At 71.4% G+C, this 13716-nt stretch carries 13 protein-coding genes; 7 read left to right on the forward strand and 6 right to left on the reverse strand.

All coding sequences use genetic code 11. The features are described from left to right. Nucleotides 1-4: 4 nt before the first annotated feature. Both rnc and mutM read left to right on the forward strand, forming a co-directional pair. Entirely contained in the window at nucleotides 5-766 is a 762-nt protein-coding gene (rnc, locus tag AC1DE0_RS03930) for a ribonuclease III (protein ID WP_478097309.1), read from the forward strand. Nucleotides 767-773: 7 nt separating this feature from the next. Continuing rightward, nucleotides 774-1634: a bifunctional DNA-formamidopyrimidine glycosylase/DNA-(apurinic or apyrimidinic site) lyase gene (mutM, locus tag AC1DE0_RS03935; protein WP_478097311.1), complete on the forward strand. Its 861-nt coding sequence runs from the start codon at nucleotides 774-776 to the stop codon at nucleotides 1632-1634. A 42-nt stretch (nucleotides 1635-1676) separates the two neighbouring features. Here mutM and AC1DE0_RS03940 read toward each other — a convergent pair whose 3' ends face one another. The 3 genes from AC1DE0_RS03940 to AC1DE0_RS03950 all read right to left on the reverse strand — a co-directional run bounded on the left by AC1DE0_RS03940 (nucleotide 1677) and on the right by AC1DE0_RS03950 (nucleotide 5106). Beyond that, nucleotides 1677-2006: a hypothetical protein gene (locus AC1DE0_RS03940; protein ID WP_478097313.1), complete on the reverse strand. Its 330-nt coding sequence runs from the start codon at nucleotides 2004-2006 to the stop codon at nucleotides 1677-1679. Between the two features lie 13 nt (nucleotides 2007-2019). Further along, entirely contained in the window at nucleotides 2020-3780 is a 1761-nt protein-coding gene (locus AC1DE0_RS03945) for a sodium:solute symporter family protein (protein WP_478097315.1), read from the reverse strand. Nucleotides 3781-3849: 69 nt separating this feature from the next. Continuing rightward, nucleotides 3850-5106, reverse strand: coding sequence for an NAD(P)/FAD-dependent oxidoreductase (locus AC1DE0_RS03950; protein WP_478097317.1), 1257 nt, complete (start codon nucleotides 5104-5106; stop codon nucleotides 3850-3852). A gap of 24 nt (nucleotides 5107-5130) precedes the next feature. On the opposite strand from AC1DE0_RS03950, the gene AC1DE0_RS03955 reads away from it, so the two are divergent. From AC1DE0_RS03955 to AC1DE0_RS03965, 3 genes are read left to right on the forward strand one after another with little or no spacing between them, the layout of a single operon-like run. Then, complete coding sequence (locus AC1DE0_RS03955; RefSeq protein WP_478097319.1) at nucleotides 5131-6435, forward strand: hydroxyacid-oxoacid transhydrogenase; 1305 nt, start codon at nucleotides 5131-5133, stop codon at nucleotides 6433-6435. Nucleotides 6436-6477: 42 nt separating this feature from the next. Then, nucleotides 6478-8403, forward strand: coding sequence for a M3 family metallopeptidase (locus tag AC1DE0_RS03960; RefSeq protein ID WP_478097322.1), 1926 nt, complete (start codon nucleotides 6478-6480; stop codon nucleotides 8401-8403). 4 nt (nucleotides 8404-8407) lie between these two features. After that, a complete protein-coding gene (locus AC1DE0_RS03965; RefSeq protein WP_478097324.1) occupies nucleotides 8408-9238 on the forward strand; it encodes an MOSC domain-containing protein in 831 nt (276 codons plus the stop codon). A 25-nt stretch (nucleotides 9239-9263) separates the two neighbouring features. Here AC1DE0_RS03965 and AC1DE0_RS03970 read toward each other — a convergent pair whose 3' ends face one another. Together AC1DE0_RS03970 and AC1DE0_RS03975 are read right to left on the reverse strand one after the other, a co-directional pair. Beyond that, complete coding sequence (locus tag AC1DE0_RS03970; protein ID WP_478097326.1) at nucleotides 9264-10181, reverse strand: NAD(P)-dependent oxidoreductase; 918 nt, start codon at nucleotides 10179-10181, stop codon at nucleotides 9264-9266. Next, nucleotides 10178-12169: an acyltransferase family protein gene (locus AC1DE0_RS03975; protein WP_478097328.1), complete on the reverse strand. Its 1992-nt coding sequence runs from the start codon at nucleotides 12167-12169 to the stop codon at nucleotides 10178-10180. Before AC1DE0_RS03975 ends, AC1DE0_RS03970 begins: the two co-directional genes overlap by 4 nt. A 196-nt stretch (nucleotides 12170-12365) precedes the next feature. Between AC1DE0_RS03975 and AC1DE0_RS03980 the strand changes: the two genes are divergently transcribed. After that, nucleotides 12366-12632, forward strand: coding sequence for an acylphosphatase (locus AC1DE0_RS03980; RefSeq protein WP_478097760.1), 267 nt, complete (start codon nucleotides 12366-12368; stop codon nucleotides 12630-12632). 19 nt (nucleotides 12633-12651) lie between these two features. Further along, a complete protein-coding gene (locus tag AC1DE0_RS03985; protein ID WP_478097330.1) occupies nucleotides 12652-12954 on the forward strand; it encodes a chorismate mutase in 303 nt (100 codons plus the stop codon). A 45-nt stretch (nucleotides 12955-12999) separates the two neighbouring features. Here AC1DE0_RS03985 and AC1DE0_RS03990 read toward each other — a convergent pair whose 3' ends face one another. After that, the gene (locus tag AC1DE0_RS03990) at nucleotides 13000-13647 is read right to left on the reverse strand and encodes an MSMEG_1061 family FMN-dependent PPOX-type flavoprotein (RefSeq protein ID WP_478097333.1); all 648 of its coding nucleotides are present in this window, start codon (nucleotides 13645-13647) and stop codon (nucleotides 13000-13002) included. Nucleotides 13648-13716: the final 69 nt, after the last annotated feature.

The raw sequence follows: 13716 nt of genomic DNA on the forward strand, positions 1-13716 counted from the left end.
TCCGATGGCGCCGCAGCGGCCCGTCGATGCTCTGATCGCCCACCTCCACGAGGTGGTCGGCCAGGACATCGACGAGCCGCTGCTCCTGCGTGCCCTGACGCACCGGTCGTACGCCTACGAGAACGGCGGGCTGCCCAACAACGAGCGCCTGGAGTTCCTCGGCGACTCGGTGCTGGGTGTCGTCGTCACCGAGACGCTCTACCGCGAGCACCCCGACCTCGCCGAGGGCCAGCTCGCCAAGCTGCGGGCCGCCGTCGTCAACATGCGGGCCCTCGCAGAGGTCGCGCGCACCTTCCACCTCGGCGAGTACGTCATGCTGGGCAAGGGCGAGGAGGCGACCGGCGGGCGTGACAAGGCCTCGATCCTGGCCGACACGCTCGAGGCCCTCATCGGGACGGTCTTCCTCTCGACCGACATCGACGACGCGGCGCGGTTCGTGCACCACCACTTCGACCCGCTCATCGAGGAGGCCGCCACTCTCGGCGCCGGCCTCGACTGGAAGACGAGCCTGCAGGAGATGGCTGCCGGTTCGGCGCTCGGGTCACCCGAGTACCGCGTCGGCGAGCAGGGGCCCGACCACGAGAAGGAGTTCCACGCCCGCGTCGTCGTGGGCGAGGAGGTCCTGGGCGAGGGCCGCGGACGCTCCAAGAAGGAAGCCGAGCAGAAGGCCGCCAAGCAGGCCTGGCACACGCTCGACGGACGCCGCACGTCACCCGAGGCGACCGCACCGGCCGCCGCACAGGCCGCAGGCCCGACCGGGTCCTGAGCCGCCGGTGCCCGAGCTCCCCGAGGTCGAGGTCGTGCGGCGCGGCCTCGAGGACCACGTCGTCGGACGTCACGTCATGCGTGCCCGGATCACCGGGGTGCGGGTGGCGCGGCGCCACGACGCCGGGCCCGAGGATCTCGCGGCCCGCCTGCACGACGTGACGGTCACTGCCGCCGCGCGGCGCGGCAAGTACCTCTGGCTCGCGCTCGACGGTGAGGACGCGCTGATCGTGCACCTCGGCATGAGCGGCCAGATGCTCGTCGAGCCGGCCGAGGCGCCCCTGGAGAAGCACTGTCATGCCCAGCTCGACTTCGCCGACGACGGGCCGCAGCTGCGCTTCGTCGACCAGCGCACGTTCGGGGGGCTGGCGCTCTCGCCGTTGCGGACCGACGGCATCCCCGAGTCCGTGGCGCACATCGCTCCCGACCCCTTCGAGGCTGTCTACGACCAGCCCGCCGTCGTGCGCCGGATGAAGCAGCGCGACAGCGCCGTCAAACGGGCGCTGCTCGACCAGTCACTCGTCTCCGGCATCGGCAACATCTACGCCGACGAGGCGCTGTGGCGCGCGAAGCTGCACGGCGAGCGGATCTGCTCGACGCTTTCGAAGCCGACGCTCTCGCGTCTGCTCGACCACGCGCGCGACGTCATGACGGAGGCGCTCGGCCAGGGCGGCACGAGCTTCGACTCCCTCTACGTCAACGTCAACGGGGCGAGCGGCTACTTCGACCGCTCACTGCACGCGTACGGCCGGGCGGGAACTCCGTGCGACCGCTGCGGCACGACCATGCGCCGCGAGCACTTCATGAACCGCTCGTCCTTCTCCTGCCCCGTCTGCCAGCCACGCCCTCGACGCCGAAGCCCGTCCTGACCGCTGGGCGGGGGACGGGCCTCGAGGTGGTGGGTGGAACGGTCAGTGACCGCCGGGGCGGCGCTTCGGGGCAGGACGGGTCGGGTCGTCCTGCACGGGCTCGACGTCGTCGGGGACGACGATGGGCTTGAGGCGCGCCCACGCGATGAACGCGGCGCTGACGACGAGCAAGGCGATGCCGGCATAGAGGTTGGCGTTGATGCCGCCCGTCTTGTCCAGCCCTTTGTCGCCGATCAGCCCCATCAGGGTGAGGATCACCCCGTAGAGGCCGAGCAGGGCGCCGATGAAGTTGCGGATGTCGAAGGCGCCGGCGGTGTGCCGCCCCTTCGGTGCGCCGTCGGGGGCAGGGGCGTCGATCTCGTGCTGGCTCATGTCGCTGCTCCTGTCAGAACAAGAAGTTGAGGATGGTGACGAGGACCAGCGAGATGCCAGCCAGTGGGAGCGTGCGCCGGAACCACGGCAGGCGGTGCTCCATCGGGTCGACCAGGTCCTTCCTGGGTGTCTCGCTGTAGACGAGGCCGCGCAGCTCGGACGCCGGCTTGGGCTGGGTCACGAGTGACACGACGACGCTGAGCAGGATGTCGACGACGAAGGCGGCGGAGGCCGCCACGAACGCGGCCCCTTGGCCCTCGAGCGGGATGACGCCTCGGCTGACGCTGCCGAAGGCGTCCTTCGTGAGGAAGGCGACCAGGACGGCCGACAGGGTGCCGGCCGAGAGGCCGACCCAGCCGGCGGTCGGTGTCATCCGCTTCCAGAACATGCCGAGGATGAACGTGGCGAACAGCGGTGCGTTGAAGAAGCCGAAGAGCGTCTGGAGGTAGTCCATGACGTTGCTGAACGAGCTCGCCACGATGGCCGTGAAGATGGCGATGACGGTCGCCAGGACGGTGGCCAGGCGGCCGATGCGCAGGTAGTAGTCGTCGCTGTGGTCCTTGCGGATGTAGCGCTGCCACAGGTCGTAGCTGAAGACGGTGTTGAACGCCGAGATGTTGGCCGCCATGCCGGCCATGAACGCCGCCAGCAGGCCGGCGATGGCGACGCCGAGCAGGCCGTTGGGCAGCACGTCGCGCATCAGCAGCAGCAGCGAGTCGTTGTACTTCACGCCCTCGCCGGACGCTCCGCCCGGTGGCGTGCCGCCTGCCTTGAGCTCACCGATCTCCTTGACGAGCACCGCGGCGATCATGCCCGGGAGGATCACGATGAAGGGCACGAACATCTTCGGGAACGAGCCGATGATCGGCGTCTTGCGTGCGGCCGAGATCGAGTTCGAGGCCATGGCGCGCTGGACCTCGACGAAGTTCGTCGTCCAGTAGCCGAACGAGAGCACGAAGCCGAGGCCGAAGACGATGCCGACGACCGACCAGAACGGTGAGGTGAAGCCCGAAAGGGCCTCGCCGGGCCACGAGTTCAGCTGCTGCTCGGCCGACGGCACCTTCGCCGCCGCCGCGGCGGGCGAGGAGGCGAACTCGGTGATCTTGTCCTTGAGGCCCTGGTAGCCGCCGACGCGGTGCAGGCCGATGAGCGTGAGCGGCAGCAGTGCGGCGACGATGACGAAGAACTGGAGCACTTCGTTGTAGATCGCCGCCGAGAGCCCGCCGAGGGTGATGTAGGACAGCACGATGGCGGCGGCGACGAGCAGCGCCACCCAGAGTGGCCAGCCGAGCAGGGCGTGCACGATCGAGCCCAGCAGGTAGAGGTTGACGCCCGCGATGAGCAGCTGCGCGAGGGCGAAGCTGAGCGCGTTGACGAGATGGGCCCCGGTGCCGAAGCGCCGGAACATGAACTCGGGGACCGAGCGCACCTTCGAGCCGTAGTAGAAGGGCATCATCACCACGCCGAGGAAGAGCATGGCGGGGATGGCGCCGACCCAGAAGTAGTGCACCGTCGAGATCCCGAGCTCGGCTCCGTTGGCCGACATCCCCATGATCTCGACGGCGCCGAGGTTCGCCGAGATGAAGGCGAGGCCGGTGACCCAGGCCGGCAGCGAGCGGCCCGAGAGGAAGAAGTCGATCGAGTCGGAGACCGCCCGTCTGGCCATCACCCCGATGCCCAGGACGAAGACGAAGTAGAGCGCGATGATCAGGTAGTCGACGGCGTTGGCGCTGATGAGGGTGTCCGCGGCGGGCACTCCGGCCATTGCATGCATGCGATCAGTCCCTTCGTTGGGCGATATTTCACGCTATCGCAGGCCGTCTGGCCCCGCCCGTCACCGCGGTCAGGTGTCGTGCGCGGGCGTGATCAGCCGCTTGAGCGGCACAGCGAGATCCGTGACAGCGGCTGCTCCGATCGTCATACCCTTCTCGAGCGCCCTCTTCACGGCGAGGTAGTCGGCGCTGCTCCCGACCGACTCGACGGCCAGCAGCAGGCCGTCCCGGTAGCTGAGCACCGAGAACCGTTCTGCCGCAACGTCGCCGCGCACGACCTCCTGGTCGGCGCCGTGGGGCAGCCCGGCCATCTGCAGTCTCAGGTCGCCCTGGTCGCTCCAGAACCACGGCACCGTCGCGTATGCCGTCGGGCGGCCTGCCAGCGTCGCGGCAGCCGCGCGCGCCTGGTCGGTCGCGTGCGGCACGCTCTCGAGCCGGGTCGGTCCGGAAAGCCCCCTGCTGAAGGGGTTCGGGCCCACGGCGCAGTCGCCTGCAGCAACGGTGAGCCCGTCGGAGGCGCGAGCGTGCTCGTCGACGACGATGCCCGACGGGTCGACGGCGAGGCCGAGCTGGTCGGCCAGGTCGGTGCGAGGCACGGCGCCGATGCCGACGACGACGACGTCGGCCGGGAGCGTCGACCCGTCGGCCAGCGCGACGCCACTGATTCGGCCGTTTCGGCCGAGGAGTCGGATCGCATTGGCATTGAGCAGGATTCGCGTTCCGCGGCGCCCATGGGCCTCGCGCACGAAGTCCGACAGCGTCGTCGTGGCGGCGCGCCCGAGCAGCCGGTCGGCGGTCTCGACGACGGTGACGTCGGCGCCGCGTGCGCGAGCCCCGGCCGCCACCTCGAGCCCGATGAAGCCGCCACCCACCACGACGAGCCGGTTGTGGCTGCGGAGCTCCGCGGCAAGGCGGTCGGCGTCGGCCAGCCTGCGCACCGAGTGCACTCCGTCGAGGTCGGCGCCCTCGATGCGGAGCGAGCGGTTGGTCGCCCCGGTCGTCAGCGCCAGCCGGGCGAAGTCGAGACGACGGCCGGAGGCGGTGACGGCGCGGCCACCGGAGGCGTCGCGCTCGATGGTGACGACCCCGTCTCCCGTCACGAGCTCGACACCGAGCTCGGCGAACCAGGCAGGGTCGTGGAAGTGCAGCGAGGCCCGGTCGTGCTCGCCGCGCAGGTAGCCCTTCGACAGCGGAGGCCGCTCGTACGGGGACTCCGGCTCGTCGCCCACGAGGACGACGGGGGAGTCGTCGCCGAGCTCGCGCAGGGCCGTGACGAGGGAGATGCCGGCCTGACCAGCTCCGACGACGAGGACGGGGCTCGCTGCCATGGGCTCCACCCTAGGGTGGGCCGCATGACCTGGTCGCCCGTGCACCCCGAGACCGTCTTCACCTACGGCGCCCCGCAGCTGAAGTTCGGAACCGGTGCCGCCGACGAGATCGGGCATGACCTCGGAGTGCTCGGCGCGACCCGCGTGCTCGTGGTCACCGATGCGGGAGTGCTCGCGACGGGATGGCCCGACCGCGTGGCCGACGCCATCCGCGCGAGCGGGCTCGAGGCCGTGGTGCACGACTCCGCGCACGTCGAACCGACCGATGCGAGCCTTGCCGCGGCGATCGAGCGGGCCCACGCAGACGGCCCCTTCGACGGGTTCGTCGCCGTCGGCGGCGGGTCGGCCATCGACACCGCCAAGGCCGTCGACCTGCTCCTCACCAACGGCGGCGAGCTCATGGACTACGTCAACGTGCCGGTCGGTGGGGGTCGGGCGCCGAGCCGTCCTCTCGCGCCGCTCGTCGCCGTGCCGACGACCACCGGCACAGGCGCCGAGAGCACCACGATCTGCGTCCTCGACGTGCTCGACCTCAAGGTCAAGACCGGCATCAGCCACGTGCGCCTGCGCCCGACGCTCGCCGTCGTCGACCCGAGGCTCACGGCGAGCCAGCCCGCCGGCGTCACGGCGAGCGCGGGGATGGACATCCTGTGCCACGCCCTCGAGAGCTGGACGGCGCGACCCTTCTCCAGCTACGACCGCAAGCAGCCCGCGGAGCGGGTGCCCTACTGCGGCAGCAACCCCATCTCCGACCTCTGGGCCGAACGGTCGATGGCCTTGTTGGCCAAGGCGTTCCGTCGGGCTGTGCGTGACGGGTCCGACGAGTCAGCCCGCGGGGACATGGCTCTCGCCGCGACCTTCGCCGGGCTGGGGTTCGGCAACGCCGGCGTCCACGTGCCGCACGCCAACGCGTACCCCGTCGCCGGCCGCGTACGCGACTTCCATCCTGACGGCTACCCGGCCGACGAGCCGATGGTGCCGCACGGGATGGCCGTCGCACTCACCGCGCCGGAGGCGTTCCGCTGGACCTTCGAGGCCGACCCCGAGCGGCACCTCGCCGCCGCGCGGCTGCTCGACCCTGACGTTGCTGTCGGCGGGTCGGGCCGGTCGGTCGAACCACGTGACGTGCTTCCCGGCGTGCTCGTCGAGCTCATGCGCGACATCGGCATGCCGAACGGCCTGTCCGCCGTCGGCTACGGCCCGGGCGACGTCTCCGACCTGGTCGAGGGCTCGCTGCGTCAGCAACGCCTGCTCGCCACGGCGCCTCGGGAGGTCGATCCCGACGCTCTCGCGGGCATCATCAGCCGGTCCATGCAGCTCTGGGACTGACCTTCCGGCGCGAGCGGCTCCCGGCGGCATACAGTGCCGTCTGTGACGACCGAGCCCACGCACCTGCCCCTCCCCCTCGAGTCCGACTGGCTCGACTGGGTCGGCGCCCGCGGCGAGCAGCAGCTCGCGCTGGCCCGATCGCTTGTCGACGGCCTGCGTGCGGCCCCGCCGAAGGAGCCCCTGGAGGTGCTCCGCGTCTGGAACGACGCGCAGACGGCGCTCTCCAACGCAGGTTCGGTCGGGTCGCTCTTCTCCGAGGTGCACCCCGACAAGCAGGTGCGCGACCGCGCCGAGTCCGTGGCGCAGGAGGTGCAGAAGCTCGACACCGACCTCGGGCTCGACACCGAGCTGTACGCCGTGCTCGCGGGCCTCGACGGCAGCGGACTCGACGCCGATGCCGCGCGGGTGCTCGAGCGCACCCTGCGCGACTTCCGACGGTCGGGCGTCGACCGCGACGAGTCCACCCGCGACCGCCTGCGCGAGCTGAGCGAGCGCGCGACCCTGCTGAGCCAGGAGTTCAGCAAGAACATCCGCGAGGACGTCCGCAGCATCAAGGTCACGCCCGACCGGCTCGCCGGCATGCCCGCCGACTGGGTCGAGGCGCACCCTGTCGGCGACGACGGCCTCGTCACGGTCACGACCGACTATCCCGACGTCGTGCCGTTCCGCACCTTCGCCCACGACGCCGAGGCCCGCCGCGAGCTCGTCACCGAGTTCCTGACGATCGCCTGGCCCGACAACGACCGGGTGCTCCAGGACATCTTCGCGGTGCGCCGCGAGCACGCCTCGCTGCTCGGCTACGAGTCGTGGGCCGACTACGACGCCGAGGTCAAGATGATCGGCAACGGCAAGGCGATCGGCGAGTTCATCGACCGCATCACCGAGCTGTCGGCCGCGAGCGCCGAGCGCGACAAGGCCGTGCTCCTCGAGCGCCTGCGCCAGGACCGGCCCGACGCGACCGACATCGACGGCGCCGACACCAGCTACTACGCGGAGCTCGTCCGCAAGGAGCAGCTGGCCGTCGACGCCCAACGCGTTCGCACCTACTTCTCGTTCGAGGCCGTGCGCCAGGGGCTGCTCGACGTGACGGGGCGCCTCTTCGGCCTCGACTGGACCCCCGTGCCGCGCGAGGACGCCCGCACCTGGCACGAGGAGGTGGCGACCTACGACGTGTCCTTCCAGGGCGAGCGCCTCGGCCGCATCCACCTCGACCTGCACCCGCGCGACGGCAAGTACAAGCACGCGGCGCAGTTCGACCTCGCCCGCGGCGTCAACGGCACCCAGCTCGCCGAGGGCGTCCTGGTGTGCAACTTCAACCGCGGCCTGATGGAGCACGACGAGGTCGTCACCCTCTTCCATGAGTTCGGCCACCTCGTGCACCACGTCCTGGCCGGACGCACGGACTGGGTGCGGTTCTCCGGGGTTGCGACGGAGTGGGACTTCGTCGAGGCACCGAGCCAGATGCTCGAGGAGTGGGCGTGGGACGCCGACGTGCTCTCGACGTTCGCGCGCAACCCCCAGGGCGAGACGATCCCTGCCGACCTCGTCGAGGCGATGCGCCGGGCAGATGACTTCGGCAAGGGCTACGACGCGCGCACGCAGATGTTCTACGCTGCGCTGTCCTACGACTTCCACGTCAACCAGACCGACGACCTGACGGCACGGCTGCGCGAGCTGATGGCGCGATACTCCGTGTTCCCGTACCTGTCGGGCACCCACATGCAGTGCCACTTCGGGCACCTCGACGGCTACAGCTCGGCGTACTACACGTACATGTGGTCGCTGGTCATCGCCAAGGACATGTTCTCGGCGTTCGACCGCGGTGACCTCTTCGACCCCGAGGTCGCCGGCGCCTACCGCGACAAGGTGCTCGCCCAGGGTGGGCGGCGCGACGCCGCCGACCTCGTCGAGGACTTCCTCGGTCGGCCTTACACCTTCGACGCGTATGCCGCCTGGCTCGCCGAGTGACCGCGTGGTCGTCGCGGCGCTGACGACCTACCCCGTGAAGTCGCTCGCCGGCGTCGACGTCGACGAGGCACGCGTCGAGGCGGTGGGGCTGCAGGGCGACCGGCGCTGGGCCGTGGTCGACCTCGACGGCAACCAGGTGACGGCGCGCGAGGAGCACGCGCTGCTCGCGCTGCGCGCCGAGCCTGCGGGCGACGGCATACGGCTGGTTGTCCCGGGCGCGCCGCCGCTCGAGGTCGAGGCTCCCCGCGACGCGACGGCGGTCGCCGTGTCGTTCTCGGGTCAGGACCGCGCACGCCCCGCGGGCGCCGAGGCCGACACGTGGTTGTCCGACCGGATCGGCCGCCCGCTGCGGCTCGTGTGGCAGGACGACGAGACGCATCGTCCGGTGCGGCCCGAGATGGGCGGCCGGGACGGTGACCGGAACTCGCTGTCCGACGCCGCCCCGTTGCACGTCACGTCGGAGTCGTCGCTGGCCCACCTCAACGACTGGCTGCTGGAGACGGCGATCGAGCGCGGCGAGCAGCCGGCTCCGTCGCTGGGTCACGACCGGTGGCGGCCGAACGTCGTCGTGTCGGGCGGCGAGCCGTTCGCCGAGGACACCTGGCGCTCGGTGCGCATCGGGGAGGTGCCGTTCCGGGCCACGATGATCTGCGACCGGTGCGTCATGACGACGATCGACCGCACCGACCTGCGCAGCGCCAAGGAGCCGATCCGCACCCTGGCCCGCCACCGCAGGTGGGACGGCGCGACGTGGTTCGGCATCCGGCTGACGCCGGTCCTGCCGCTCGCGGGCGACGCCACCATCCGCATCGGCGACCCCATCGTCGTCGGCTGACCCTTCGTGGGCCCTGCCGCGGGTGTCAGGTGAGGCGGGACAGCACCTCGCGCAGGTCCGCGACGGCGGCTGCCTCCTCCGGGCTCAGCGCTGCGAGGGACGTGCCGGCGAGTCGCCGGTAGACGGCGGCCATGCCCTCGAAGAGCTCGACCGAGGTGCCGGCGCGGCCCTGGGTGCGGGCGATGTGCTCCATCTCGGCGACGAAGCGGGCGCTCTTCGCCGTGGCGACCGCGATGCGACGGCCGGCCCCCTCGACCTGCTGCGGGAACTCCTCACGGAGGTCGTCGAGCACGACGTCGAGCACGCCGAGTGCGTCGGCCGACTGCAGCGCCTGCGCCCAGATCGCCGTCGTCCCCTTGTAGACCGAGGCGGTGCACATCTTCACCGCCGACGCCTGGCCCACGCCCGGCCCGACCACACGCCGGCGGAGGCCGCGCGCGGGCAGCGACGCGACGACGTCGGCTCGCGGCCCGGAGAGGTAGAGCATCGTGTCGCCGTCGGGTGACGGGGGACCGCCGCTGACGGACCCGTCGACGAGGGTCAGGCCGGCGGCGGTGGACCGTGACGCGAGGGTCTCGACGAGGTCGGGAGCCAGGGCGTTGGCCTCCAGGATCACAGGGGAGGAGCCGGTGCGTCCCGTGGAGGCGAGGACGGCCGCGAGCACGTGGTCGGCCGCCGATGGCGGACAGATGCTCACCACGACGTCACTCGATGACACCACTGCATCGAGGTCGGCCAGCAGCTCGAGGCCGTGGGCCAGTCCGCGGGTGCGCTCGCTGCGGCCCTTGACGGTGGCCACGACCCTGTTGCCGGCGGCGGCCCAGGCTCGGCCGAGCGCGCTGCCCATGGCGCCGGGGGACACGATGCCGACGGTCGCCGTGCCACCCGCTCGGGTGGCACCGGGGCTGTCGCTCGCCGTCGCGGCTGTCGGGCGGTCGGTCACGGGATGGGGAGCTCCTCGAGCACGACCTTCTTGCCCGTGCTGCGCTGCGAGAGGTCGGCCATGGCCTGGCGCACGGTCTTCGAGAACAGGTGGGCGCCCTTGATGGTCGGGTGCACCCGGTCGGACTGCACCTGTTCCGGGTGGGCCCGGATCGCGTCGGCCCAGTCGGCGACGACGACGTTCGGGCGGCCCCGGGCCACGAGCTCGAGCGTCGCGTTGTCGGTGTCGATGCGGGCGAAGGGGCCCATGACGTTGACGAGGACGACCATGCGTTTCGGGCCGAGTGCGTCGAGCACCTTGTTGACGGCGTCCTCGTCGACGCCGGCGTTGGTGCCGAACGCGAGCACCACCGCGCGCCGGTTGGCCTCGCCCCGCGCGGTGACCTCGGTGAGGCCGTCGGACCACCGACGGTTGGACTTCGCGTCGATGCGGATGCCGGGGAAGTAGTAGCGCAGGGCCTGCAGGCTGCCCACCATGATCGAGTCGCCGTACGCGTCGATCTCGGGCCCGGCAGGCATCGTGAAGGAGGCGTTGGTGGCCGTGGCCCCACCCGCGGCAGGTTGGGCCGGCGTGGACGCGGGCGCCGAGGCAGGTTTCGGGCTCGGCTGCGCGGTCGCGCCGGGCGTCGGCGCGCCGACGGGCTCTTCCGAGTCGGCGGCGGCCTCGTTGGCCGCGAGCATGCGTGCGGTCTCGCTCATGTCGGGGGCGGTGAGCACGATGACCGCGGTGACCACGGCGACGCCGGCCACGACGCCGGCCACGACCTGCTTGCCGCGCCGCGTCAAGGAGGTCGCCCCCTCGCGCAGTCTGCTTGCGACACCACGGAAGCCGAGCGAACGGAACGGCGCCTCGACGAAGCGGTAGGTCAGGTCGGCGAGCGCCAGGGTGACGAGCACGCACCAGACGCGCGTGAGCAGGTGCGACATGGTGCCCGGCGCCGACGGGTTGTCGAGGGCGACGAGCAGGAGCACCGGCCAGTGCCAGAGGTAGATTGAGTACGACCTTGCCCCCACCCAGGAGGCAGCGGGATGGCGCACGACGCGCTGCAGCGCTGTGACCCCGTCGGGGCGCTTCTCGATGACGCCCATGACGAGCACCGCGGTGGCGACCGTCGCGACGGCGATGCCACCGCGGAAGGTGAGGGACGACTGCTCGTCCAGGAGGGCCATCTCGGCGAGCAGCACGACGCCGGCCAGCGGGACGGCATACCGGCCGGGGCGACCCCAACGGGACGGGGCCACCCACATCGCCAGCTGCGGGCTGGCCCACGCGAAGGCGAGAGCTGCTCCGGCCATCAGGCCCATGACGTGGGTGTCGGTGCCGTAGTAGACGCGCGTCGCGTCGGTGCCCGGCGTGAAGAGCACGCCCATGAGCACGGTCGAGGCTGCGCCGATGGCGAGGGCCGCACCGACGCGGATGCGGCTCGACACCGCGAGCAGGGCCAGGGTCACGAGCGGCCAGGCGAGGTAGAACTGCTCCTCGACGGCGAGGGACCAGAAGTTCATGAACAGCTGTGGGGCGGTCTGGTCGAAGTAGCTGGTGCCGGCCGTGACCTCGATCCAGTTCGTCGAGAAGGTGAGCGCCCCGACCATCTGGCGGCCCACGTCGACGAGGAGGTCCTGGCTGACGAGGCGTGCGATGAGCACGCTCGTCAGGACGCACAGGAGCAGCGCGGGAAGCAGCCGGCGGGCTCGCCGCACCCAGAACTGGCCCAGGGCGATGCGGCCGGTGCGGTGGTGCTCGCGGACGAGCAGCGTCGTGATGAGGAAGCCTGACACGACGAAGAAGACGTCGACACCGAGGAAGCCGCCGGGCAGCCACGAGGCGTTGAGGTGGTAGACGAGCACTCCCGCGATGGCGAGGGCCCGGAGACCGTCGAGACCCTCGATGCGGGTGGGTCGAGCACGCCCTGAGGAAGGGGTCGCCCCCTTGGCCGTGTCGGCGGTCTGACCCGTGCCAGCCGCCCGAGAATTCGCCGACGCCGTCACGTCGCTCCTTCCGTGGGCCCAGTGAGCTGACTCACCTTTGTGCCTGCCGTGAGCATAGTTACGCACGGGGCCGACGTTGCGGCGCCACGCGGCGGGTGTTGCACGCGTCGGTGGGTCGGCCCCGCCCCTTCACTGGCTCCCCGCGGCCGACCGTGCGGCATACGGTGTCTGCGTGGGCGAGACGGTGCGGGTGACGATGTTCGTGCGGGGCAGCGTGCAGGGCGTGGGCTTTCGCTGGTGGACGCGAGCCCGCGCACTCGAGCTGGGGCTCGTCGGTCATGCCCGCAACACCGCGGACGGGCGGGTCGAGGTCGTCGCCCAGGGAAGCATCGCCGCGGTCGAGCGGCTCGAGGCGCTGCTGCGTGAAGACCCGTCCACGACGCGCCGGCCCGGCCGCGTCGAGACCGTCGTCGTGCAGCAGGGCGTTCCGAAGGACGGAACCTCCGGCTTCGTCGAGCGGTGACCCGCCTAGGCTGGCCGGCGTGAGCGACGTGCCAGAGGTCCCAGCCGATCTCGCCCGGCTGCGCAGCAGCATCGACAACATCGACGCTGCGCTCGTGCACCTGCTCGCCGAGCGGTTCAAGTGCACCCAGCAGGTCGGTCAGCTCAAGGCCGAGCACCAGCTGCCCGCGGCCGACCCGGCGCGTGAGGAGCGGCAGATCGCGCGGCTCCGGGCGCTCGCGAAGGACGCCGGGCTCGACCCGGTCTTCGCCGAGTCGTTCCTGAACTTCATCATCGCCGAGGTCATCCACCACCACGAGCGGATCGCCAACGGCGACGAGTGAGCTGGCGGGCGCCGCTGGTCCACCCGTCGGCCAGCCCGGCGAGCGTCAGTAGAGCGTCGCGTCCTGTCGGGCGTCGAGGGCCGCGTCGTATGCCGCAGCCTCGGCGTCGGAGGTGAAGCCGCCCGCCTCCCGGGTCATGGCGCCCGCCGTCGGCAGGGACTTTGGATCGACGTGGGAATCGCTGTCCCACAAGCGGCTTCGCTTGATCGCGCGGGCGCACTGGAAGTAGGCGCGCTCCACCGTCACGACGAGAACTGAGGCCGGGACGGCGCCTCTGACCTCGTGCCTGCCCAGCTCGGCGGGGTCGGTCGAGACGACGGCGGTGCCGCGCACGCGCAGCTCCTCACCGAGGCCGGGAACGAGGAACAGCAGTCCCACGCGCGGGTCGGCGACGACGTTGCGCAGGGTGTCGAGCCGGTTGTTGCCGCGGCGGTCGGGGACCACGAGCGTGTGCTCGTCGCGCACGACGACGAAACCGGGATGGTCGCCCCGGGGTGACTGGTCGAGGCCGCCGACGCCGACCGTCGAGACGACGACGAAGGGCGACGCCGCAATGATGCGGACATGGCTGGGAGTCAGGGTCGCCGACTCCTTGGCGATGGAGTTCGCCGCCGGGGTGCCGGGGTAGACCTCGAGCAGCCGCTCGATCGTGGTCACGGTGTGAGGGTCGCCCTGACGGGTGTGCTCGGTCACCCGCCAACCGTATGCGGTCGCGCCGTCCGATGCTGCTCGCCTCCCTGGCGTCGGACTCGGCGGCCGACG

The organism is Terrabacter sp. 05T424 (assembly GCF_056396225.1).

What these genes read in the sequence shown, in the direction of transcription:
- rnc (WP_478097309.1), top strand. Translation starts at nt 5, where the DNA reads ATGGCGCCGCAGCGGCCCGTCGATGCTCTGATCGCCCACCTCCACGAG.
- AC1DE0_RS03940 (WP_478097313.1), bottom strand. Translation starts at nt 2,006, where the DNA reads ATGAGCCAGCACGAGATCGACGCCCCTGCCCCCGACGGCGCACCGAAG.
- AC1DE0_RS03945 (WP_478097315.1), bottom strand. Translation starts at nt 3,780, where the DNA reads ATGCATGCAATGGCCGGAGTGCCCGCCGCGGACACCCTCATCAGCGCC.
- AC1DE0_RS03950 (WP_478097317.1), bottom strand. Translation starts at nt 5,106, where the DNA reads ATGGCAGCGAGCCCCGTCCTCGTCGTCGGAGCTGGTCAGGCCGGCATC.
- AC1DE0_RS03955 (WP_478097319.1), top strand. Translation starts at nt 5,131, where the DNA reads ATGACCTGGTCGCCCGTGCACCCCGAGACCGTCTTCACCTACGGCGCC.
- AC1DE0_RS03980 (WP_478097760.1), top strand. Translation starts at nt 12,366, where the DNA reads ATGTTCGTGCGGGGCAGCGTGCAGGGCGTGGGCTTTCGCTGGTGGACG.